The 23,978-nt window shown below is 42.2% G+C and carries 20 protein-coding genes and 1 CRISPR repeat array (1 of these 21 cut by a window edge); of the genes, 15 read left to right on the forward strand and 5 right to left on the reverse strand.

Features of this window, described 5'->3' with window-relative positions; genetic code table 11:
- A CRISPR array of direct repeats spans positions 1–753; the repeat unit is 37 nt; unit sequence GTTTCAGTCCCCGTGAGGGGATTTAGTCAATGGAAAC (it extends 2,177 nt beyond the left edge of the window).
- A 266-nt stretch (positions 754–1,019) separates the two neighbouring features.
- Both WKK05_RS39345 and WKK05_RS39350 read right to left on the reverse strand, forming a co-directional pair.
- A complete protein-coding gene (locus WKK05_RS39345; RefSeq protein WP_341531668.1) occupies positions 1,020–1,982 on the reverse strand; it encodes a hypothetical protein in 963 nt (320 codons plus the stop codon).
- A gap of 220 nt (positions 1,983–2,202) precedes the next feature.
- Positions 2,203–2,556, reverse strand: a complete 354-nt coding sequence (locus tag WKK05_RS39350) for a helix-turn-helix transcriptional regulator (protein ID WP_341531669.1) — start codon at positions 2,554–2,556, stop codon at positions 2,203–2,205.
- A gap of 212 nt (positions 2,557–2,768) precedes the next feature.
- Between WKK05_RS39350 and WKK05_RS39355 the strand changes: the two genes are divergently transcribed.
- The 13 genes from WKK05_RS39355 to WKK05_RS39415 all read left to right on the forward strand — a co-directional run bounded on the left by WKK05_RS39355 (position 2,769) and on the right by WKK05_RS39415 (position 14,599).
- A complete protein-coding gene (locus WKK05_RS39355) occupies positions 2,769–3,701 on the forward strand; it encodes a hypothetical protein (RefSeq protein ID WP_341531670.1) in 933 nt (310 codons plus the stop codon).
- Between the two features lie 122 nt (positions 3,702–3,823).
- Positions 3,824–4,303, forward strand: a complete 480-nt coding sequence (locus tag WKK05_RS39360; RefSeq protein WP_341531671.1) for a hypothetical protein — start codon at positions 3,824–3,826, stop codon at positions 4,301–4,303.
- A complete protein-coding gene (locus WKK05_RS39365) occupies positions 4,296–4,541 on the forward strand; it encodes a hypothetical protein (protein ID WP_341531672.1) in 246 nt (81 codons plus the stop codon). The genes WKK05_RS39360 and WKK05_RS39365 overlap by 8 nt, the downstream gene beginning before the upstream one ends.
- A 3-nt stretch (positions 4,542–4,544) precedes the next feature.
- Positions 4,545–6,032, forward strand: coding sequence for an IS1380 family transposase (locus WKK05_RS39370; RefSeq protein WP_341531588.1), 1,488 nt, complete (start codon positions 4,545–4,547; stop codon positions 6,030–6,032).
- Positions 6,033–6,375: 343 nt separating this feature from the next.
- The gene (locus WKK05_RS39375) at positions 6,376–6,564 is read left to right on the forward strand and encodes a hypothetical protein (protein ID WP_341531673.1); all 189 of its coding nucleotides are present in this window, start codon (positions 6,376–6,378) and stop codon (positions 6,562–6,564) included.
- Between the two features lie 97 nt (positions 6,565–6,661).
- The gene (locus tag WKK05_RS39380; protein ID WP_341531674.1) at positions 6,662–7,492 is read left to right on the forward strand and encodes a hypothetical protein; all 831 of its coding nucleotides are present in this window, start codon (positions 6,662–6,664) and stop codon (positions 7,490–7,492) included.
- Positions 7,493–7,573: 81 nt separating this feature from the next.
- Complete coding sequence (locus WKK05_RS39385) at positions 7,574–7,789, forward strand: hypothetical protein (RefSeq protein WP_341531675.1); 216 nt, start codon at positions 7,574–7,576, stop codon at positions 7,787–7,789.
- Between the two features lie 424 nt (positions 7,790–8,213).
- Positions 8,214–8,672 (forward strand): DUF1392 family protein, encoded by a 459-nt coding sequence (locus WKK05_RS39390; RefSeq protein ID WP_341531676.1) that lies wholly within the window; start codon positions 8,214–8,216, stop codon positions 8,670–8,672.
- Positions 8,673–8,706: 34 nt separating this feature from the next.
- Positions 8,707–8,946 carry a hypothetical protein gene (locus WKK05_RS39395; RefSeq protein ID WP_341531677.1) on the forward strand — a complete coding sequence of 80 codons (240 nt, stop codon included), beginning with the start codon at positions 8,707–8,709 and terminating at the stop codon, positions 8,944–8,946.
- 94 nt (positions 8,947–9,040) lie between these two features.
- On the forward strand, positions 9,041–9,778 hold the full coding sequence (locus tag WKK05_RS39400; protein ID WP_341531678.1) for a hypothetical protein: 738 nt from the start codon (positions 9,041–9,043) through the stop codon (positions 9,776–9,778).
- A 303-nt stretch (positions 9,779–10,081) separates the two neighbouring features.
- Entirely contained in the window at positions 10,082–10,681 is a 600-nt protein-coding gene (locus tag WKK05_RS39405) for an alpha-ketoglutarate-dependent dioxygenase AlkB (protein WP_341531679.1), read from the forward strand.
- A gap of 133 nt (positions 10,682–10,814) precedes the next feature.
- Positions 10,815–14,057 carry a plasmid replication protein, CyRepA1 family gene (locus WKK05_RS39410; RefSeq protein ID WP_341531680.1) on the forward strand — a complete coding sequence of 1,081 codons (3,243 nt, stop codon included), beginning with the start codon at positions 10,815–10,817 and terminating at the stop codon, positions 14,055–14,057.
- Between the two features lie 119 nt (positions 14,058–14,176).
- A complete protein-coding gene (locus WKK05_RS39415) occupies positions 14,177–14,599 on the forward strand; it encodes a hypothetical protein (RefSeq protein ID WP_341531681.1) in 423 nt (140 codons plus the stop codon).
- Positions 14,600–14,630: 31 nt separating this feature from the next.
- Here WKK05_RS39415 and WKK05_RS39420 read toward each other — a convergent pair whose 3' ends face one another.
- A complete protein-coding gene (locus tag WKK05_RS39420) occupies positions 14,631–14,852 on the reverse strand; it encodes a hypothetical protein (protein WP_341531682.1) in 222 nt (73 codons plus the stop codon).
- A gap of 454 nt (positions 14,853–15,306) precedes the next feature.
- Here WKK05_RS39420 and WKK05_RS39425 point away from each other — a divergent pair, with 454 nt between their 5' ends.
- Both WKK05_RS39425 and WKK05_RS39430 read left to right on the forward strand, forming a co-directional pair.
- Positions 15,307–16,422, forward strand: a complete 1,116-nt coding sequence (locus WKK05_RS39425; protein ID WP_341531683.1) for a hypothetical protein — start codon at positions 15,307–15,309, stop codon at positions 16,420–16,422.
- 401 nt (positions 16,423–16,823) lie between these two features.
- Positions 16,824–17,045, forward strand: coding sequence for a hypothetical protein (locus WKK05_RS39430; RefSeq protein ID WP_341531684.1), 222 nt, complete (start codon positions 16,824–16,826; stop codon positions 17,043–17,045).
- Between the two features lie 233 nt (positions 17,046–17,278).
- On the opposite strand, the gene WKK05_RS39435 is transcribed toward WKK05_RS39430, so the two are convergent.
- Together WKK05_RS39435 and WKK05_RS39440 are read right to left on the reverse strand one after the other, a co-directional pair.
- Positions 17,279–17,452 carry a hypothetical protein gene (locus tag WKK05_RS39435; RefSeq protein ID WP_341530168.1) on the reverse strand — a complete coding sequence of 58 codons (174 nt, stop codon included), beginning with the start codon at positions 17,450–17,452 and terminating at the stop codon, positions 17,279–17,281.
- Between the two features lie 540 nt (positions 17,453–17,992).
- Complete coding sequence (locus WKK05_RS39440; RefSeq protein WP_341531685.1) at positions 17,993–23,947, reverse strand: AAA family ATPase; 5,955 nt, start codon at positions 23,945–23,947, stop codon at positions 17,993–17,995.
- Positions 23,948–23,978: the final 31 nt, after the last annotated feature.

Consider the following 23,978-nt stretch of genomic DNA (forward strand, 5'->3'; position numbering starts at 1 on the left):
TGGAAACTTGTGCGATTGCTTTTCTGCCTCCTGCTGCAACTTGATGTTTCAGTCCCCGTGAGGGGATTTAGTCAATGGAAACTGGGCGTTGCGTCATCGCCCAAAAATTCATCTCGTGTTTCAGTCCCCGTGAGGGGATTTAGTCAATGGAAACCCTTTTAAGATATTGTTCATAAACTTGTATACAGGTTATGTTTCAGTCCCCGTGAGGGGATTTAGTCAATGGAAACCCAAAAAGCCCAAGCTGACCAGCTTAAGTGTTAAATGTTTCAGTCCCCGTGAGGGGATTTAGTCAATGGAAACTGTGGTGCAGATTAGAATTTGTTGATGGTGATTTTTGTTTCAGTCCCCGTGAGGGGATTTAGTCAATGGAAACCCTCCTCTGACGCACCGCCAACAGAAGAGTAAAACGTTCCATGTTTCAGTCCCCGTGAGGGGATTTAGTCAATGGAAACTAGAGAAGGAGCTAGCAGCAACAACTCGTGATAAGTGTTTCAGTCCCCGTGAGGGGATTTAGTCAATGGAAACTTTAGTCAGCAGATAGTACCCGGTGTAGGTACAAGTACTGTTTCAGTCCCCGTGAGGGGATTTAGTCAATGGAAACTTCTTAATGACCTCCGGTTTGCTGGGCTTCTACCTGTGTTTCAGTCCCCGTGAGGGGATTTAGTCAATGGAAACGTAGAGCGCGGGTTTTTTCATTAATAACTAATCCTCATGTTTCAGTCCCCGTGAGGGGATTTAGTCAATGGAAACCGCTCGGTGCTGAAACTGTTACAGAGCAAGCTTCCTGGGAAGTGTTTTGACGGATCGAAAATTTTGGTCATTTTCAGCCGCTCTTATTGCAAGTAATTTGCAACTTCCCTTAGCACTGAAACTTTGAAACTATTACGTTGTCAAGGTTCTGGCGATTTTGACGAGTCTCCGGCGTTTTTGACCTCGCTTCGACTTGCCAAACATCAAGCTGATTAATTAATCATAAGATGAGTATTTATTATTGTCGAGTTTTTTCACGGGTCGCCTCAATCCGTAATCCCAGATTCTTGCTCAATCAAACTCAACAGCTTTTCTTCCACCGCAGTCAAATACGGTCGCTTCAACTCCCCCAGATATTTCAACATAGCACGAGCAGCTTCTTCTAAATTTTCGCTCTTCTGTAGTCGATTAATGCGATCGCAAATCACCTGCATCTGCTGACATTCCTGGGGTAGGTAGTTGTAGGACTTCAGGTACTGCAACCCAACCGTATACTCCCCATCCCAGGTTCTGACAGTACAGCTAAAATCATTCACCTGACTAACAATGCCCCAACACCCACCCTTCCCCCTGAGTTCAGGATTATCTTTTGCAAGGATTTGGCAGACTTCGCCTAGCTGATAGGTGTTTGGTATTCTGGTTCGCTCAATAATGCGCTGCACGACATCTTTCACAATCCTACCACTTGGGACTTTACCACCCGCTTCCTCCACCGCCTGCTGCCAAGCTTCTCTTTGTACTTCCGGCTCTAACGGAATCAAAGGCCGCAACTGATATTCGTTGATCGGTAAAATTTGTCCTTCACTAGAATCTGGGGCAGATGTGTCCAAATCATTTTGAAAATGTGTCCTATTAGGACACATTTTTATGAGATTATCCACAACCACCGTACTTTCCATCAACCTGTACGGATAACGCCGCTCGAAACCAAAACGCTCTCGGCAGTATTCCTCAAAGGTTTTGTGCGTACTTCGGTACAGCTTTCTGTCTCGTAATTGAGTTAAGGCTTTACCCGCAAGGTAAAACGCTTTTTCTACTTGCCGTTCCAAATGCAAGCGATCGCTTTGCTCTTGCTCGGTTAATTCAGGGATTTCAACAGCATTAACGGTGATTGTTGCTGAAGCTGGGTCTTCTGGCTCAAAAATATCCTCCGCAGAACTAGCCGATAATTTATCGTTATTGGATGCGGCGGAGGTGGCTTTTTTGCGCGAAGATGGTGGTTTAGCCATTATTCCACCCTTTATTTTCAGTAGCGTTTGCTTAGATTAGTTGCAAATACATTTGAGGTTATTACAATCACTTCAAGGTAAGCCACAATCATAAGTTAGTTCATTTTAAGTAATAGACTGTGGAATAAAGTGTTCCAGTAAGAGCCGATTACTAAAACCACAACAAATACAAACTTTAGCCATCTTCGGCAACCCTAGTTTGAGTTTGAGATCAAAGCACTCATGCTGATTTTTTTTCAAATGGAAAAATTATGCTGACAGATTTTTTAATTTTCTGATCATCAGTAGGTTTAAATTCATCTATGGAAGTATTTTGCTCTGTGAATGAAGTAATCTGACTTACAGGTATTTCTGAATTTCCTCCATCGTTGTCTGGAACACGAACTAGTAACTCACCTACTTCACATTGTAATATTTTACACAACCTGTCCAGCGTATCTAAAGGTATTGACTTGGCTTGTCCATATTCAATTTTTTGAACATTAGTCAACGACATTTCTAGCCGCCTTGCAAGTTCATTTTGGGAAATCCCTCTAGCTTTTCTAATTTCTTTGAGTCTTACTTCCACAGCCATGATTTGAATGCATATAAATAGACTAACCCACTCTCAGAAGTCTATCTATTAATAGTATTTATTGTAAGCATCTGTTAAATAACCAACTGTTATCTAACAACCTATTGTACAACCCACTATTAGTTGGTAAGATAAGACATAACAGAGGGCAATCGCCAGTCGTGGAAAACTTGTTGCGATCACCCTTTGACCCTATTACAGGAGTTTCTATTATGACCTATCTCGCATACACCCAGCAAGCCCTCTCGCGCTACACCCTCCCGCGCCTCAAAAGAATTGCCGCAGAACTCGGCATAAGCCCAGCAGGCAACAAAACTCAGCGCCAAACTTGGATAGATGCAATCACCGCTCATCAGTCCACGCAGCTTCAAAAAGTTGGCGAGCAAACTGTTGCCCAAGCCGAACTGAATCGCTACATCGCCCAGCAAGCCGAAGCGGTAGCCCCCGAAGAACTCAGAACAGTGGAAATCTCGTTTTACGATCATGAAGTCTACGCAGGTGATGAAATCATCGCTTGGATCACCTACGATAATCACCTAACCCAACCTTGGGTAGTCTTGGTGGAGGGTGTCGAAAAATTCCGCGCCAATACTTATGCCAGATGTTACCGCTTCATTCAATGGCATCACAAGGACGGCACTCTCAATGAACGAGTACCTTTTGGAGAAGCTGAATTAGTTACAGAAAATCAGCAACTTGCACTCCCACCACAAAAACCAGAATTACCTCACACTACTGAAAACCGAATCATGGCGCATATCTTCAACGAGTGCCAAAATTACGGTTTTGAAATTCTCGACGATGGGATTTACCACAACGACCTGAAACTGGGACAAGTCGGCTGCACTAACGGTAACTGGTGGGTGATTGTGGGTTGTTCAGGTCAGCAACAGTATTCTAACTCGGTCTATGAAGCAGTGCGTTCGCTTTCAATCGTAGACACTTCACTCTCCACTGAACCCACTCCTGAATACTTGCAATATCGACCACTCCAACAACTGACTACCGAGGAACTACAGCAGTTGCTAGATGCAGAAGCGACCGAATGTGAGCAATTGCTGGATCGCCCAGTTGATGAACTAACCTCCGAGGACTGGGAACGGTTACGGGGGTATGAGTCGCACTTGGAGTTAGTCGCAGCGTAGAAAGGCAGGGGGGCAAGGGTGCAGGGGGGCAGAGGGGAAAGAATCTGTACAACATCTCTCCTCTGCTCCTCTGCTCCTCTGCACCTCTGCCTAATTCATCCCTTCATTCACCAATTACAACAATGCAACCCACAATATCCATTCCCCGACACTGGGGTTACCCTCGCTTTGCTTTGGAACAGCGAACACAGCAAGGCAATTCGCAATTCGCAGTTCGCAATTCGCAATTATCTTTAAGAGAACTCCAAGAAATAAATTATCCAATTTCACCAAATCAAAACGGCTTTCTCTCTTCCTGCTCCCCTTTCCCTGCCTTAAAAGCAATTGGATATTTCTTTATTTGGAAGTCCTTAACTGCGAATTGCGTTAGCGTAGCGGGGCGCAGCCCATTGCGAATTGCGAATTGTTTCGGTTGGCGTTATGCAATGATGCCTAACAAGAATTCTGACGAGATATCGTACTTGCAAGAGAATCAAATTCAGCCTCTCTCTCCACAAGAATTATTCATACAAATCACAGCAGAGATTGACTTCTATCAGCGTCAGATATCCATCCTGCAACAACAGTTATCAATAGTTACTGGAGGGTTCACCAATGGCTAAGGTTGTTGACAATTATGTGGAGCGTACTTCAGCTAGATTGTTGCGTTCGCTCCGCTGTTCTGGTGGTTCTGCTCCATTACATCGCATTCAGTTTTCGGAAACTATCATCCAATATCTGCTCGATAAGAAACTAGTCCAAGTGCAAAACACTGGATACCCCGGATTTCTCACAAAGCTTGAAGGAATAGGGGTCAAAAACTGCCAAAATGTATATTGCAAAAGAGTTTCAGCAGTTTGAAGTATGACCCCAAATAAAAACGATTGTATACCGGAACAGTTCAGATTTGAACCTGTAAAGTCATGTCCAGTTATAGTTAATTTCAAGGGTAAACCTGTAACATCGGATGCAGGACTAATACTAATTGCGGAACTGGACAGAAAAAGAGAAATAACATCACGGCTGGCAGCATGTTTCAAAGACTACCGAGAGCCAAATAAAATTCTGCATCCAATTAATAGCTTAATTGCACAAAGAATATATGGCTTAATCATGGGCTATGAAGACTTAAATGACCACGAAACTCTACGCCATGATGCGATATTTGCACTTGCAGTTGGAAAAGTGATTAATTCGGAGCAAGAATCAATTACATTGGCGGGAAAAAGTACCTTAAATCGTATCGAGCATTGTCCAGAAAACGTATCATCAAGAGTGGATAGTCGATATCACCGCATTGAACATGATGCAGAAGCGATAGAAAATCTTTTGGTTGAAATATTTTTAGAATCCTACCCAAAACCTCCACGAGAGATAATTTTGGATTTAGATGTTACTGATGATTTAGTTCATGGTAATCAAGAAGAAACATTTTTTAATCCCTATTATCGGGGATATTGTTATGCTCCACTTTATATTTTCTGCGGTCAACAAATACTAGCAGCAAAACTTCGTGCATCTAACGTAGACCCAGCAGAAGGGGGATTGTCAGAATTACAACGGGTCATAAAAATAATACGTTCACGATGGAAGGATGTGAAAATTATTATTCGTGGAGATAGCGCTTATTCTAGAGAAGATATTATGTCATGGTGTGAATCTCAAACTGAAATTGATTATGTGTTTGGACTGGCACAAAATCCGAGGCTAATTCAGCTATCTCAATCAATAAAGCATCGTGCATCTGAAGAATACTCAGGAAGGCTTAAACCGATAGTCGATTTTTTTGAAACCTTATTCTCCCCATCACCAGATTTAACAAATGATGCAGCAGCATTTGTTAATAACTCAGTTTGGTATTGTTCTCTTGACTATCAAACTCTAGATAGCTGGAGCCATAGTCGTCGTGTTGTTGCCAAAGTTGAATATAGCTATGAAGAAGTCGATACTCGCTTTGTAGTCACTTCGCTCCCTGTTAATAAAATCCCGCCAGGGCGACTTTATACTCAAAAGTACTGCCCGCGCGGGAATATGGAAAATTGTTTAAAAGAACAAAAGCTAGGGTTACATAGTGATAGAACAAGTACCCATACGTTTGAAGGAAATCAATTACGTTTGTGGTTTGCGTCTATTGCTTATATTTTGATGAATGCTCTACGAGAACAATGTTTAGCAAAGACGGAATTCAAAAATGCAACTGTTGAGACTATACGCACAAAATTATTGAAGCTAGGAGCCGTCATTACTATTAGTCAACGACTAATTTTAATCGCAATTAGTAGTGCCTGCCCTTATAAAGAGATTTTCGCAATGGTTTATAAGAGTTTATCTCAATTACCTTGCCCTGGCTGATAATGACCTAATTGAATTCATAAGTAATAACTGATTTTGATTTTTAATAGCTGGTTTTTAGGGTTATTTTACTTGATTTAAACCCATGACTTGGCATATCAATTTTTATTACTAGAAGTTAGTCTTTTCAGTATTTATTGCTTTTGATGTATTTTATATATCTTTAATGGGGTCGGTCTTTACTTTGAGTTGCCCACGTTCTGGAGGTATTTTGATGATGTATTAATTAAATCATCTTAAATTTGGCTAATCCAAGCATTTTTTTTCTCACTTGTGAGAAATCCGGGATACGGCTTTTTGCTAGAGATTGCTGAAGAATTTTAACAAATAGGAGCAATTGAAAATGCCTCATCCTCCTCTACATACGCTAATTGATGCTGCAAAATTTATTCTGAACGAGATTGTGGTACATCCTGATTTCAAAGCACTCAACTATCACCCTGATTTAACTATAGGGGATGCTCAAACTGCACTGTCTTACCTCAAGCACGAGCTAGAAAAGAATTGCAGATATAACAAGATTCTGGATTAGAACGAAAGCGATCACTCGAATTATTACTTGTTTGAGTAATTGCTACATACAGAAAGTTAATACTCCCTTCACAACCAAGTACACACTACAGAAAATCATGAATACTGAAATTCAACTAGGTCTTTGCAATCCACCTGAACCAGTTTACTTGTACGTCAATCAGGGAGAAGTAAATGGGGAATGCTACGTTTGGTACAAGTTTGATATTAATCAAGATAAAAAAATACCAGTGACTCAACGTGCATTGGCTGGCTATTTGTCAGAGTTGCGATTGATAACTAAAGAATTCCAAGGCAAGGATAATATCAAACTTGAGATTGTTGTCAGCGCCGATGAACTTTATGTCATCAGAACTTCGGTGGAGACTAACTTTGCCAAAAGCTTTCTTCTGGCTGCATCATGTATCCAAAGTTTTGAGAAACCATTAATTATTGCTGCTACTGCTGGGGAAAAGAATACAGTTTTCTGCAATCTTTATGATGCAGCGACTAAAACCAGGATCAAGAGAGAGTGGAGTAAGGATATCGATTGGGCAAGCATCATTCATGATATCCAATGTCTTTTAGGTGGGACATCTTCAACTATTCCACCAACACCGAAACTTAGTGTAGTCCCTCAAGCAATCCATCCACAGGATTTACGAGTACGAAACATTCGTATATTGCTGGATTATCCAGTTGATTTAGTTAAAGAGTGGCTGCAATTTAAAGATGTTGACCGTCCTAGTTTATTACCTGAAGAAAAGATTGATGAGCTAATAAGAATGATGTGTTTAGCTTGGGCATCGGACAAATGTAAGCATCCTAATCATGCGGAATCTTCTTATCAAAAGCAAGTTGTTGATGCAGTGGCTAACGGTGGTGATGAGTTAACAGCAATCAAGACATGGATGCAACACTTGCAAACAGTAAAAGCTGGGGTAGTGTAACGCGTTTCTGAATATAGGAGTCAGTAAAAATATCACTTCTGACTTCTATAACACTCCATTAATCATATTGGAATTACCAAGATGAAAGTCATCGTTACAGTTGTTGAAAAAATCACAAGTGAAGCCCATATTGATATTCCTAATGGGCTTGATGAACCTGCTATCAAACAATACATTACCGACTTATACAACAGTGGGAAAATGCTGACTGATTTGAATATTTTTCGAGTTGACTTTGAATCAATCAGCGCCCGAATTGTTAAAAGCTGTTTTCCCAATGATTCCATATCTGCATAAATCTAGGAAGGCTATATATGATTATCAAAACTACAAAATAGACTGAAGAAGAACTCACAATTCTTGAGGCGAAAGCTGAACTTTATACCCCCAAACAAATTGCCTCAATTCTTAAAAGACACGGCTATTTCCGTACACCCGACGCTATTTCTACCAAGCTCTGGAATCTGGGTTACTCCACACGCCCATTTCTTGATAACTATAGTGCTGCTGAAATTGCTCGTATCCTTTGTGTTCATCCTACAACTGTTTCCGGCTGGGTAAGACGTGGCTGGCTTTCTACTGGTAGGCATTCTGTTAGATATTATCAGATTCGTAAATGGCATCTTAAAAGGTTTTTTGACAATCCACCACAGCATCTTAAAAAGCGCATTGCCGAAATCGACCCAGAAGCCATTAACTACTTGCTAGGGAGACGAGCATCATGATTGACCACATTAACGCGCTAAATCTGTGCTGGTACATCTCGCCACCTTGGGGTTCTTGCATCCCACGACTTGAAGTCAATCTGCTCGAACGAGTCTACATCTGTACTACGAAAACATTTGGTTACTGTTGCGGGGTCAAGTGGAAACAGGACAGATGGATTTATGCGGTTGCCTGTGCTGGTGACATTATCCACACCACAGAACACGAAATCATCGGTACTGGGGAGATGCAACTGGCTGCTATAGAAAAACCTGCTTTCGTTCTCGGCGATCGCGTGATGTTGCGTTCTGATTTTGGAAGAACAAAGCAACGGCTGATTCTGGGGATTCAATTACTCAACAGGTCTTGGTTTTACTACGTCGAGTGGATGCCCCCTGTATTAGAAGAAGTCACCACCCTAGATGACCGACTAGCTTTTGTAGCCCAGAAGGATTTGGCGCGAGTGCTTTTTTAGCGCGATCGCCGTTTTGAAAACATTAGGAATCAACATGAATTACTCAATCAACCAAAGCATTTCAATTACTACAAGGGCTTTACCTCCTGTTGAAGAACGACTGCATACTTTGGTCGAGGGGATGAAGACTTTAGCTGAACTTACAGGAGGCAAACTCAACCGTGAACTCGAACAGCATTTTCTCTCCTGTGCCGCCAATCTCTTAGCTGAACATAATCGGCAACACGCAAGCCAATTTGTCGGTAAAAAGCCACGGCTAATGGTCAAAAAGTAAAACGACCGCATACACAAGGGAGAGATTTCGCACTATATCTCTCCTTCCCTTGAACAATTACTCCCCAGTCTCTCCAATCACACAAGTAGAAATTATGTCTCAAATCGAAATTGCACAAATCATAGAACAAATCAAGTCAGAAATTGAAGTTGATGAATTCGGTCAAGCTAAAGCCAGTGTTCGAGCAACTGCAAGACTGGCTGGAGTTGACCACACTGCAATCATTAATCATCTCCAAGGTGGTGAACTAAAACCGACTAAATTAGCCCAAACCATTATCTCACAAGGATTTGAGGCTGGTGAACTAACTATGTGGAGAAACCTTGGCATCCCTGACGTGGCGATGCCTTCGGCAGGCGGGTACGCCAACGCAATCGTCCTAGAATATTACGCCTACGATGCCGGGAGATACTGCACAAAACAAGCCCGATTAGTCTGCCGCTCATTTAACACTATCGGCATTCGCGCCTGGATTCAAGACAAATTGGGCTGGACAAAACCTGCCGCTCAACAAGAAACTGCGATGACACAGATACAGTTATTGGCAGCCATTGCTCAAAATATGGCACTCCAAGAACAGCGTTTATTAGAACAACAACAGCAGCAAACCGAAATCTTGGTGAGAATTGCTGCGGTTGAAGTGGAACAAGACAGGTTCAACACCCCATGTGGACATAAGTACAGCATCATGGGTTTTGCCAAACTTCAGGGGTTGGAAATATCTCTGGCAGAAGCAGGCGGCAAAGGTAAAAAAGCCAGCGCGTTGTGCCGCAAGAAAGGAATACAAACAATTCGCAATTCGCAGTTCGCAATTACGGATGTAACTGAATAATTGATTCATTCAGATACAAGCCCCCACCTTCAGATACAGAGTAATAATTGCGAATTGCGAATTGGTAATTGCGAATTGGAGATGACCCACGGTTTGGACAAGTCGGCTTATACCCAGAGAGTATTTTGGTCGAGGTTTTCAAAGCCGAACAAAAATAAAAGCGAACGCTCGATACAGAACAGTGGCTTACCAAGCAGCTCTTAAAGAGCGTTGCAATTTTATGTCATAAGTCGTTCTTACCAGTCTAACAGTAGAAGGTTAAAAACCATACATCGCCAAAAGTATGAATTTGAGGAAAGTATAATGCAACAACTCAATTTATTTCCCCAATCAGCCCCAGTATTACCCGTCACCTACTATCCTGATTTCTTAGAAAGGCAGCAAGTCTCGGAACTTTACCAACACTGTTTGAAGCTGGAGTGGCAGCAGAATTATATCAGGATGGTCGGTAAAACTATGCCTGTTCCCCGCCTGGAATGTATTTACGGTGATCAGGGCTGCAACTATCTTTACTCCAACAGTGTGTTTTTACGACCACTCCCTTGGACAGAAGAACTGTCTAACTTACGTGATCGCATCACTGCGTTAACTGGCTACAAGTTCCGCATCGTCATCGGCAACCAATACCGTTCGGGGACGGATTCTATAGGGTGGCACGCTGACAATGAAGCATCAATGGGATTGGAGCCGGCAATCGCATCAATCAGCCTGGGGTCGTGTCGCAAATTCCAAATCAAACCAATCGGAGGCAGACCAACGGATTTCTGGTTGGAACACGGCAGCTTGCTTGTGATGCACCCAGGCTGTCAGTCCACACATCTGCATCAAGTGCCAAAAACGAACAAAGTGGTTGGCACTCGGATTAATCTTACTTTTCGGCCACATACAGGGAGTAGGAGATGAAAAGGGTAAGGGGGTAAGGGGTAAGGGGAAAAGAATTATTTTTACTGCTTTAACCCTTCCCCTTTAAGCTTTTCCCTTTCTCAAGTCTAAAAGAGTCTCAAAGCGGCATGACCCATAGTGCCGCTCCATTTTCATGCGTCAAAATATTGGAGGAGATATGAGTGCGATCGCTACAACTAATAACGATGATTTTCAAGCCAAGCATCAACAAGAATGGCTCAACAGTGGGGTTGACGAAGAAATCATTGCCCTGAATGTGCGGTCACTCTCCGGGAATGTACCACACGAATATCTGCTCTACAGTCCCAAAATCTCCCGCCGCAACGATGGACGCCTGAGAGATCGCGATTTGAATAAATACCAGCACATAGAACTAGGCGGCTGGTGGTGCAGTGGCGTTGACCCTCTTAACAACTACGTTCTAATGCTCTGGGGCTGCTTCAAACCTGACCAACCTCGAAGAGATCGCCAAAAGATCCACAAGTTTATCAAATACGAGCATCCATATAGAGAAGAAACACGCGCTTTCTTCCTGTTAGTGCCGAATCGCATCTGGGTGAAAGTTTCAAATCGCAGTGGTATTCCGATCACCGAAGAAGATTTACAGCATCCCGGTGGTTTCTGGCACTGGGTCTGGCGGCACAACGTACCAGTCACAATTGTCGAAGGCGTCAAAAAAGCTGCTTGCTTACTGACTGCTGGTTATGCAGCAATCGCCATTCCTGGAGTCAATAGTGGCTACCGCACACCTACTGATGAATACGGCAACGCTATTGGTAAACCCTCTCTGATTCCAGATTTGAAACATTTCGCAACACAGGATAGGCAGGTTAACATTTGCTTTGACCAGGACAACTTGCCTCAAACTGCCCAACGGGTAAGAACCGCCATCAGTCGCATGGGACGGCTGTTGGTAAATGAAGGTTGTTCCCTGCGAGTGATTGATTTACCGTTAGGGCCAGAGAAAGGAGTTGATGATTTTATCGTTGCTCACGGTCAGCCTGCCTTTGATGCACTCTACAATACAGCTGTTGCATTGGAATTATGGGAGATTAAGCTGTTTACATTGCTGACTTATCCGCCAGCGATCGCACTCAATCAACGTTTCTTGGGCCAGCTGATTGCACCCGTTGGGGAAAAGCTGCTCGTTCTCAAAGCCCCAAAAGGCACTGGTAAAACCGAGTGGCTGTCTACTGAGGTGGCCAAAGCCCATGAGCAAGGGCGGCGCGTACTCATCATCACCCATCGTATTCAACTGGGTGAGGCGTTGTGTAACCGCTTCGGTGTTAACTATGTCAGTGAAGTTCGCACGAATGATACTGGCGATTTGTTGGGTTACGGCTTGTGTATTGATTCGTTGCATCAGCAAAGCCTTGCTCGTTTCAACCCCAACGACTGGTCAAACGATGTCATCATTATTGATGAATGCGACCAAGTTTTCTGGCATTTGCTCAACTCTACTACTGAGGTTGCCAAACGGCGGGTATCTGTTCTCAAAAACCTCAAACAGTTGATTCAAAATGTCTTGGGTAGCAGTCAGGGTAAGATTTACCTATCTTCTGCTGATGTTTCCGATACCGATATTAAGTATGTTCTAACTCTAGCTGGAGAATATAGAGTTAACCCGTTTGTCATCGTCAACAACTATCAGCCCTTCTCTGGCAAATGTTATAACTACTCCGGCAGTAACCCCAAGAATTTGATTGCCGCTCTTGATCGGGCGATTTCAAAGGGAGGACATCATTTATTATGTTGTTCTGCCCAAAAAGCCACATCTAAGTGGGGAACCCAAGCGCTAGAGCAACGGTTTCGTCGCAAATTCCCTCACCTGCGGATACTGCGAATTGACAGCCATTCTGTTTCAGAATTAACGCACCCAGCTTTTGAGTGTATTGCCCACCTCAACGAGATTCTCACGCAGTATGATTTAGTCATTGCCTCGCCCAGCCTGGAAACAGGTGTGTCTATCGATATTCAAGGTCATTTTAACTCTGTCTGGGGAATATTCCAGGGAGTTCAGCCTGTGAACGCAGTGCGGCAGACGTTAGCACGGTTGAGGGAAACTGTTGACCGTCACATCTGGGTTAGTCGCTACGGGATGGGGACTGTGGGCAATGGTTCAACTTCTATTGGGTCTTTATTGCGTAGTCAGGATATCGCAACCCAGGCTAACATTGCTCTATTATCTGCTGCTGACAATTCAGACTACAGCTTTATTGACCAAAACTTTCAACCCGAATCATTGCAAACCTGGGGTAAGCGAGGTGCTGTCATTAACGTAGAAATGCGCCGTTATCGTGAATCTGTACTCACAGGATTGGAGACTGACGGCTACATCCTTATTGATGCGGATGATTCTGACCCTGACCAAACTAAGGGAATTGTTAAAGAAGTTAAGGCAGCTTCCAAAGAATTGTATTCCCAAGAATGCCATTCTATTTCTCAATCAGAAGATGTGTCTGATACTGAGTTAAAAAAGCTGCAATCCAAGCGGGTGAAGACCAAGGACGAACGATATCAGCAACGGAAAGCTGAATTGTCACGCCGCTATGAAGTTGAAGTAACACCCGAATTAGTCGAGAAGGATGACGATTCTTGGTATCCCCAACTGCGGCTGCACTATTATCTGACTGTGGGGCGAAAGTTTCTTGCTAATCGTGATGCCAAACGTGCTAAGGCACAAGCCGAAGCTGGGGAAAATGCGATTTGGAAACCCGACTTCAACAAGGGGCAGATGTTGTCTAGGGTGCTGTTATTAGAAGAACTGAATCTGTTGCAGTTGCTCACGCCTAAACAGCAATTGCGGTCTTCTGATGAGGCGATGCAGGAGTTCAAGGCGATCGCACTACAGAATCGCTATGTCATCAAGAACTATCTTCACGTGACTATTTCCGAGAAACTTACACCAATCGCGATCGTACAGAAGCTGCTCGACAAGATTGATTTGAGACTTTCTTACATTGGGCGGTTAGGCCCAAGAGGGAAGCGGGAGTGTGTTTATCAGTTTGTCCCTGCTGATGATCGGCGTGATTCGATTTTTGATTTTTGGTTGGGTCGAGATGAAGCCTTAAATCGTGAATCCGTGTCAGTCACTAATAATATTAATATACAAACTCTAACTCGTGACACACAGGATATTCCCCAAACATTAGATGAGGCTACTCAGGGCTGGAAGGGATTGAGGCTGAAGCTGCGGCAGGGATTAGAAAGTGCTAGTCGGTTCTACAGTGAACTTGTTTCCTCATTCGGTGAGGCTGTTGGGGTTGCTTCGGGTGAGCCGTTTTGGAACAGCTACTTGGGTCAGTGGATGGTTGGGGTTAATTTTGCGGACGGTTGTAAATCTGTGGTTTGCGATTGGGTCGAGTGCATGGAGTAAGTTGTTGGGGGAGCAAGGCGAACGCTTGTTGCTTTACACTTGCGAGAAATTTACCCCGATAGCGTTCCCTGTCAAGGGTTGCCGCAGGCATCGCGCGAAAGTTATTGGACAAGGTTGATTTGCGGTTATCTGATATCGGTCGCTTTGGGCCGCGAGGAAAACGGGAGTGTGTTTATCAGTTTGTGCCATCCGATGACGAGCGTGATTCGATTTTTGATTCTTGGCTAAGTCGGGATGAAGTGTTAAATCGTGAATCCGTGTCAGTCACTAATAATATAGGTATACAAACCAAAGTCAGTGACACACACGATACTCCCCAAATATTAAATGAAGCTGTCAGCGGCTGTCAGCGGCTGAAGTTGAAATTGCGGGAAGGACTCGACAGCGCTGGTCGGTTCTATACTGAGCTTGTCTCCCAAGTTGGCGAGGCTGTTGGTGTTGCTGATGGTAAGCCTTACCGGAATGAGTATCTGGGGCAGTGGCTCAGTTTGGAGGCAGGTATGGGCCTGTGTGTGGTGTGCGTAGGGAAGGCGGTGGTTTAGGGAGCGAGTAGTCACTGTTCCATCAAAACCGTTACTGTGAGTCGGTGATTGTGCAAGTTCCTCTTTGGGGGCAAATAATCTCTATCGCCTTGCCTTGAAAAAAAATAATTGTGTGTTTGTTATCTTCTGAGTCGCTTAAACGGACTCGCTTATGGATGCTCATGTTTTTCATCTCCCTAACGGTATTCTCAAAGAAATATGAGTCATGTCCACAGTCGCAGCGAAAGGATGATGGATAGAGTTCTATTGCCATCTTACACACCAGGATAAACGTCGCTAAATACTACCATGCTCTATGGAACGGATACCTGGGTCATGTTATTTCCGGCTTACTGGTTTAACCAAGCTTCTAAATCCGCTACCTGGGTCAGTAGCAAGTGGCTGTTAACTTTGCGTCCGGGTGTAAGTCTTTGGTGTGCTCCCGGGAAGTTGGGGGTATAGGTCAATAGTGGTTTAACTATTATCCATGTCCAACAATGGTTAAAAAGCTTTCTTTCACTTCTATTTCCAAAATTGGAAATGTAACTTCCACTTATAACGATGTTATAAAACTGAGTTCAAATTATTATTTTAATTGTCAGGTAAGCAAGAAGTATGGCATACAAAAGCTAGTAATAAATCAGTTGATATTATTTGCACAGATTTGTTGCTAATTCTTATATTTTAAAGTTTTGACTAATCCACTCTCAATAAAATTGGAGGTTAATATGAATCAAACCAAAGTATTATTTACTCTCATGCTTGGAGGGCTGTTAGCAACGGCAACAACAGCAGAAGCTTCTTCCCCAGATGCTTTGGAAAAACACTACCAACAAGTGAATGCTAGTTGTCTAAATGCCAGTAATTTACAGAATGCCCAACCCGTTGGTAGTATTTTCAGATTTGGTGATGAAGTTGGCTATGATGCTCTGCTTATTCGTGGCAACTATTCACAGCCAGATATGAATAATCAAGTTGGGCAATTTCTTTGCTTATTTAATCGTCGCACTCGTCAAGCGTATGTTCATGAAGTCAAGCAACTTCAACAATCTCCAAGCAAGACCTTATCTGGCCTACCGGGTCAGACCATTGAGCAAGTGCGACAATGGGCTAGCAAGCACAGTTTTTTGCTTCCTTTGCAATCAGTAGAAAAGTTTGAGCAGGGATATCCCAATTACAAAAGCGTTATCAATCTCGGTCAAAAAGCAGGCTTGTCTGCTTCATACATCGCCTTCGAGGTCTTTACTGACTCCAATGGAATAGTTACTAGCCAAACAATTGACTACAGAGACTATAGCAGTATTCGTCGCCCGCTTGCTTTTACACCAAGCCATTCGCAAGGACTGCAACTGATCCAAACAATCTATGGTGAGCAAATTAAAAACGATTTCATGCAATCTAAATTCCTAAAGTACAAGGATGCCACTGGCTCCAATGAACCTAAAGTAAATGTTTACGTAGGTAAACTATTTGTTTACGAAACTTGGAATAGTAAAGATTCTTCTGCTCAATTTAGTATTTCTCGCTTGGAAGATTTCAAAAGAGCAAAACAAATTCCTGCTCAAAATTTTAATGATGGACTTAATATTCTGCTCAAGGCATCGTTGGTAAGTGAGCAAGAATATGCACAACCAAACACCGCTGTTCCTTATTGTCGTGGGTTGGAATTACTTAATCAAGCTCATAATGTTATTGATGTTTCGTGGAGAACTCTACCAGAAGCGCAAGAAGAAGGGACAATCGAACTAGCTAAAGCTGCTCAGAAAATGGGTATACAGCCGACTTCGAGTTACAATGGCATAAATAGGTGGGATTCACTAGAGAATTGTCAAAACAATAATTAGCTTGGCTATTATAGATTAAAGCTAATACCAATTCTCTATAAATCTGCATAGAATAAAGCTTGGTGGAAGAGAGCTTCAAGGATGAAATCATAACTTGTCAAAGGGGAGATTAACGGAGAAGATAATTGAGCTAATTCATGTTGAACCCGTTGACCAATTGATCTAAATTTCAGAAAATTTCCCCCTTAACAAAAAAGTATTGCCACAACAGTATAAGTTAAAGTTCCCGCTTCTACTAGTTCAATCCGCATTCCCGGATGAGTATGAGTAGGTCGTTTCGCTCTTGGTGCGATGGTATAACGTACAAGCTCAAGAATCTGCTTTTGATCTTCAGTCGGATAACCACTCGCTAAAACTTCACGGGTAACAGATTGAGTGTAACCGTTGGGTGAAAAGGTTTCTTGGCTGTTAAAGATGAAAGTAATAATTGGGGGGGTGTGGACGGACAGCCAAATCTCAGTAAACAGTGGTGGGATAGGGTAAAATACTATGCTCGACTGGCGATTGAACGGGTAAAACTCGGCATAGATTCGGTGAAAGAATTATTCAGCAGGCTCACGAGTGATGAACGATGGGGCGTGATGGTAGAGTTCGAGGAGATAAATTCAGAAAAATTTAGTTAGTTGATTGCATCTGCTCCCGATTGAGTGGAATGGATGGGATGAATTCTAGAGCTTGTGTTGCACCCCATCTTGCGCCTTTTAAGAATATCAGCAAGGGTTTGAGGGGTACAGATGTAGAAGATTAATTCATAAGTAAAAAATTAGTAAATTCTGTATGAGCTTCTTACTTTTGCCCTAACTTAGTAATAGCAATAGTTTCAGCTAGATTTATTTGAAGTCAGTTGAGACTTAAGCTACTTCAGTCTAGAACCGCCTGAAATACCTGAAGTTTGCGGTGGAGGATCGTTAAGATTATTGTCATCTTGGGCTAGAGCCATTGAGGGCATAAATAATAGTAAGCACAGAGCAATATAGATGACAACGTTGTTCCGAAAATACTTTTCTAAAAGGCATAATACTTGAGCCATGTTTCCCCTCCTAAAATCAATTGAAAGTATCTAAAGAGGCAGTCGTGGCAAACTGTTCCAAAGGTTTTAGATGAAATTACTTCAGCAATTTAAGTGTCTGTCAAAAAACAACTTTTACAATTTCTATCTAGAAAGCTTACTTAGAAATCATTCTTATCTCAAAAAGTCAAGGTTGTTTTCATGACTTGCTATAAGTTAATTTTTCGGCTTCTGATTTAAATTTGAATTTAATGTGTCCCTTAGCTCGATAGGCTTAATTTACAGAAAACAGGTATCTACGCGCATCTAATAGATGTAATGGAAAGACCATTACATCTGTCATCAGTTCATAAAAAAAGTACAGTGTGGTTTGACAAGGCACTAACAAGTCATAAAATGCTCTACCCCCCAAGCGTAGGAAGGTGACATATTGTGAAAAGCCAAGTTTGATCACGGGTTTGTGCCTATAGAAATTGCAGATAGGTGGCTAGCGCAAGCAAGCACAAAATTTAGCTGATCACAAATCCGGACTGGGCATTCTTAATGCTGGAGAGGATTGCTCTAGCCTGGTCGAGTTAAAGTGACAATTTCTTCAAAACAAAAGTTATCAACCAGATCAGTAAGGCTTGAGGCGATGTCAGCATGATTATGGGAAATTTGCTCGATGATTTTCAGAATTTGCTTGCCATCTACCCGGATAGCAGAAGAATGCAACTGTTCAACTAAATCAGCCCCCAGGACACTTAGAGCAGTAGGAGTTAAGATATATGGCTTATTTTGATCCGCAGGTGGTGTATTAACTGCTTCATTATAGATATAGCGCACACCAAGATGCTGAGATATAGTATCAAAAATATCAGCCTCTTTAAAGGGCTTACGGATATAGTCATCACAACCAGCAGCTAGGATTGCAGCCCGCTCTGACTCTAAAGACGAGGCAGTCACAGCTACAATTTTTGTAGCAATCCCAGCGGTAGTACATTTAATACGTTTTGTAGCTTCCAGCCCATTCAGTACTGGTAGCCGCATATCCATAAATATTAAGTGCGGCGAGAATTTTTGCCAAACTTCAATTGCTTGTTGACCATCAGTTGCTTGTTGCAGTTCAAAACCAAAACCAGAAAGCAATTTCATCAGTAGTTGGCGACCTTCAGGCAGGTCATCCACAATTAAAAGCCGATAGTGAGGCTGATTTGGTTGTAGAGCCAAAACGCGACGGGTTGATTGTGGTGCTTGGGTTTGGGGAGTTTCAACTGAAGATACACAAATATCAAACTTGAAGACACTGCCATATCCCACAGAAGAACTCACAGTAATGTCGCCTCCCATCAATTGTACAAATGAGCGAGCGATCGCCAATCCTAAACCAGTCCCTTGTTGCGATTGGATACCAGTTTGAGTTTGTACAAAGGCTTCAAATAGCTGCTCTAACTCATGAGGGTTAATACCAACACCAGTATCTTCAACTTCAAAGTGGATTTTCTGTTGTCCGTTATCTTCTACTGCTAATAATTCATCTAGCAAAACTGACACTCTCACTGATACACCCCCTGATTTAGTAAACTTGAGGGCGTTTGAGAGCAGATTAATCAACACTTGACGTAGTTTGACCTCATCTGTGCAGACAACCTGGGGAACTTCCGGTTGCAACTCAAAACGCAAGCATAAATCTTTATCCTTGGCTTTAAGTTGGAACATATTCTCCAATTCACTCAGTAAGTGATGAAGATTGAAAGATGTTTCATTAAGTATTGTCCGTCCCGCTTCGATTTTAGATAATTCTAGAACTTGGTTAATCAGAGTAAGCAAATGTTCACCGCTGCGGTTGATGATTTCTAAATATTCCAGGGATTCTTGAGACAATTCATTTGAGCGATTAAGCAATTGGGAGAAGCCCAGAATCGTATTTAAGGGAGTCCGAAGTTCATGGCTCATGTTTGCTAAAAAAGCACTTTTAGCAAGATTGGCAACTTGTGCTTGCTCTGTAGCTTGGGCAAGTTGAGCAGTGCGCTGTTGTACCTTTTGTTCTAATTGGGTGTAGAGAGTGGCATTTTCAATTGAGATTGCCGCTTGAGAGGATAACAAATTTAGGACTGACAAGCGCTCTTTTGTAAATGCCCCAACTGTCAGATTATTTTCTAGGTAGAGAATGCCAATAAGTCTACCACCGTTGAGTAGTGGAGTACACAAAATTGATTTAGTTTGATGCGCCTCAATGTAAGGCTCACTCGTAAAGTTGCCCTCATGTATTGCATCATTTAAAACTACACTTTCATGGGTGCGGGCGACATAGTTAATAATAGATAAAGGTAAGCAATTATAAATGGGTATTGACTGCAAAACTGTTACGTCTTCACAATTCACCTTGCCAACAGCTTCAATTAGCAATTGTCCTAAGTTTTTTAAAATCAAGTAGCCAGTTTGTGCCCCGGCATTCTCAATTAATATTTTCATCAAAGCTGCTAGTAACTTCTCAAGAACAATTTCACCGGAAATTGTTTGCGATGCTTTAATAACTGTAGCTAAATCCAAATCTTTGTTTGAGCTAGTATTAGTTGTCGCATGAGGAGTTGCGATGTCTGTGTGTATAGTCATGCTTCTTTTTTGTGGTGAAGTCGCCAGCAGGTGTGGGTATTTAGCTGACAAATCTTTAACTTTGGCTAAAGCTCCCCAGTGCTTGTAGCAATAGTGCGCCTCTTTCATATAAGTAGAGGCAAACTTTAACAAGCCACGCGATTCATAAAATTTGGCTGCTAACTCATAAGCTAATGCTTCTTCTTGGATATATTCGTTTTCAGTTGCGCCAATAATTGCTCTTTCATAGAATTCTTCAGCCTCAAGGATATTACCTAATACTCTGGCTTTCTCTGCTTCTACCAAGTCGTATTTATGCTGAAAATTCATCGGTGCATATTGCGCCCAATTTTGCATCTTCTCTTGGTTGCTTGTCACCTTGAGGAGCAGTTGTTTTTGTTCTGATTTGGAGACGGACAGATATACTGCTAGCCGCACCAAAGAATCGTAGAAATGGAAGTTAGGAACACTTACCATTCCTATTGCACCCTCTAAATACTGTTCAGCAAAGGTTGCATTTTCTAGAGCTTGAGTGAACTTCCCAAACAGATAACAGAGTATAAGTTTGTAAAGATAAAGTAAATTAAGTGAGTTTTTATCATTAACAGCTAAATGAAATGGTAGTGATTTCTCTTCATCGTAGGCATCACCTTGTAAACAGCAAGGATTTTCAACTGTCGAGAGTAAATTAAGGACTACCTGGTGGTGCATTTGATTCTGGCTTAAGTTATTTCCTGCTTCCAGTTGAGCTATGGCATTACTATAAAAAGCCATCTCCCGTTCCAACTCCGTCAGTTTTAAACCATTGAAAAATGAATATCGACATTTGCTCACTGCGGCATTACTAGCATATTCAAAATCTCCGTTGTCTATGCCGCTAGAGTAAGCTTCTTGTAAAAGTGTAATAGCATCTCTAAGATGATGTTTTCTATGAACTATAAACGTTGCAAATAGAAAGATTATTTTAGACTTGAGTTCTTTAGCATTGAAATGTTCAACTAGACTTAAAGCCAATTGACCAAATTGATAAGCGGATTCAATATCGTTGGCTACCCCAGCTAGGATTAGTCCGTAAGCAGCATAAGCAAAAGATGAAAAAGGTGAATTTCCATATTTTATAGACAAATTCACTTGTTCGCAGGCAATCAGCGGTAACAATACAGATGCAACTTGATACGTAGCAGAACCTATACTTGATGAGATACGCATAGCTGCCAGCTTGTAGGCATCTGTCATGGACGGGAGCTTTACTAACTCCTCTATGTTTCTCTGCATTAAAGCAGCCGTTGTTTCCTTCAGCCTTCGCTTAATATCCAACTGAGTTGGCAATTCTACTAAGCTTATCCCTAACTGTTCCAGTACTTGCAGCCCTATTTTGATTGCTTCGAGTTGTTGGCTCTGCGCCACACAGCTTTGGATTTTTACTTCATAAACTTTCACTTTATCCAGAATGGTCTTTGCTTGCTGCAAGACAACTGTAGCCCATTTCTCCATCTCATCGAAGTTACCGCACAGATACGCCGCTTCTGTAGCTTCTGAATGCAGAGCTAAGGCAAGGTCATACTGATCTTGCCAACTATCACTTCTAAACAACTCTATGCCCGTGGTTAAATACTTCAATGCCGCACTAAAAGCTGTTGCCGCTTTCGCTTTCCTTGCTGCCATCAAATTCAACTGTGCCATCGCTTCTCGTTCTGCTGGCTCAATCACCAGTTCAAGACTGAGATTGAGATGATCGACAATTTCAAAGATATTTTCCGATAAAGTTTCGCCTGCTTGCTGCCAAAGATTACGACCGATTTGTAAGTGAAGGATTTGTTTTTGATTTTCGTCAATCAAAGCATAAGCCGCTTGTTGAATGCGGTCATGCAAAAATTTATAATCCTGAATTAATAGTTGAGCATCTAATTCGGATATAGGGAGTATGACTCCTGAGTGAACTGCTTCAACTAACGCGGGGTAAAGTTCATCTGGTGATTTTTCGCAGATAGTAGCGAGTATATTCAAGCTGAAATTAGCACCAACACAAGCTGCCAAACTTAAGAGGTTCTGCGTTGATTGTGGCAGTTGCTTGAGCTTACCAATCATCAACTCCACCACATTGTCAGTTATATCTCTGGCATGAATTTGAGCGATATTCCACTGCCAGATGCGACTCGCAAAATCAAAACTCAGCAGATTTTCAGCGTACAGAGTTTTGAGAAACTCATTCACAAAGAAGGGATTCCCATCAGTTTTATTTATGACTAACTCTGCTAAAGGTTGAATCCAAGCGGCGTCACTATGTAATGTATCGGCAATTAATTGAGCTACAGCCTCCAACCCCAAAGGCTCTAAAGTAATCTGATTAATTGTTGTTCCCGCTTTTCTCAAATCCTCAAGAGTCATTATTAACCCATGAGTTGAGTTCACTTCCGAGTCTCGATACGCTGCAATGACAAACAAATATTGTGAAGAGCGATCGCTCATCATCAACTCGATTAATTTGAGTGTTGCCGAGTCTACCCACTGCAAATCATCCAGAAAGATAACTAAAGGATGTTCTTTTGCACAAAATACTCGGATAAACTTTTGAAACACTAAATTAAAGCGATTTTGAGCTTCAGTCGCTCCAACTAGAGGGACTGATGCCTGTTTACCAATTATTAGTTCTAAATTAGGAATCACATCAACAATGATTTGCCCATTGGCACCCAAAGCTGCTTGAATTTTTTCCCGCCATTGTTGCAAAGAAGTCTCTGGTTCACTGAGCAATTGCCCAATCAAGGACTCAAAGGCACTCACAATTGCAGAGTAAGGAATATTCCGTCCAAACTGGTCAAATTTACCTGTAATGAAATAACCGCGCTTTTGGGTAATCGGTTTATAAATTTCTTGCACTAGGGCTGATTTGCCGATACCAGAATAACCTGTGACAAGCATCATCTCACTTTCAGGCTTGCCCTTTGCAGATGCATCTACTACTGAATTTGACCCTGTACTGATCCGCTCAAAACAAGTCAATAACGTCTCAACTTGGATTCCACGTCCATAGAGTTTCTGCGGAATCTGAAACTTATCATAAATATCGTGACTGCCTAATTGAAACGCTTCCATTCCACCTGTGTTTTCTAGCTGGTGGAGACATTGTTCTAAATCTGTCTTGATTCCCCAAGCACTTTGATACCGCTCCTCGGCATTTTTCGCCATTAATTTCATAATGATGCCGGAGACAACTTCAGGAATTTCTGCATTCACTTGATGAGGCGGAACAGGCTCAAGAGCAATATGACAATGCACCAATTCCAGTACATCTGTTGCGACAAACGGCAATTGCCCAACTAGCAGTTCGTAGAAGGTGACTCCTAATGAGTAAAAATCCGTGCGGTAATCTAACATCCGGTTCATTCTCCCGGTTTGCTCCGGCGAGATATAAGCGACGGTGCCTTCTAGGACATTAGGGTTTTTAAAACTCGGATTTGTGCGCGCAAATCGTGTCGCAATCCCAAAATCTATAATTTTCACTGTCCCAGTAGCTCTATTGAGAACGATATTACTGGGGTTAATGTCCTTATGGATGACATTACTGCTGTGAATCTTACCCAATATCTCTGCAATCTGAATCCCTAAACGTAAAAAATCAGCCAAGGGCATTGGGCTAAATCCAGGCAATTGTGAACACAATTTTGTTAATGACTCCCCGCCAAAATCCTCCAACAGCATCACGAGTGTTCGTTGATATTCTTGGATGCTATAAACTTTTATCACTCCTTCTACATTTAAAGAACGAGTGATTTCATATTCCTGTTTGTAGCGCGTAAGTTCCCCAGGCGTGGGATAGTCTTGTTTGAGAACTTTGAGGATGATTAGTGTATCCTCTCCTTTGCTTACCCCTCGGTAGACAACTGAATTCGCGCTTAAGTATATTTGGGAGTGAACCTCAATGTTTGGGAGATTAATCATCACGCTGCACCTCGGTTCAGTTCCACATACA

Source organism: Nostoc sp. UHCC 0302, from assembly GCF_038096175.1.
Classification (GTDB): Bacteria; Cyanobacteriota; Cyanobacteriia; order Cyanobacteriales; family Nostocaceae; genus UHCC-0302.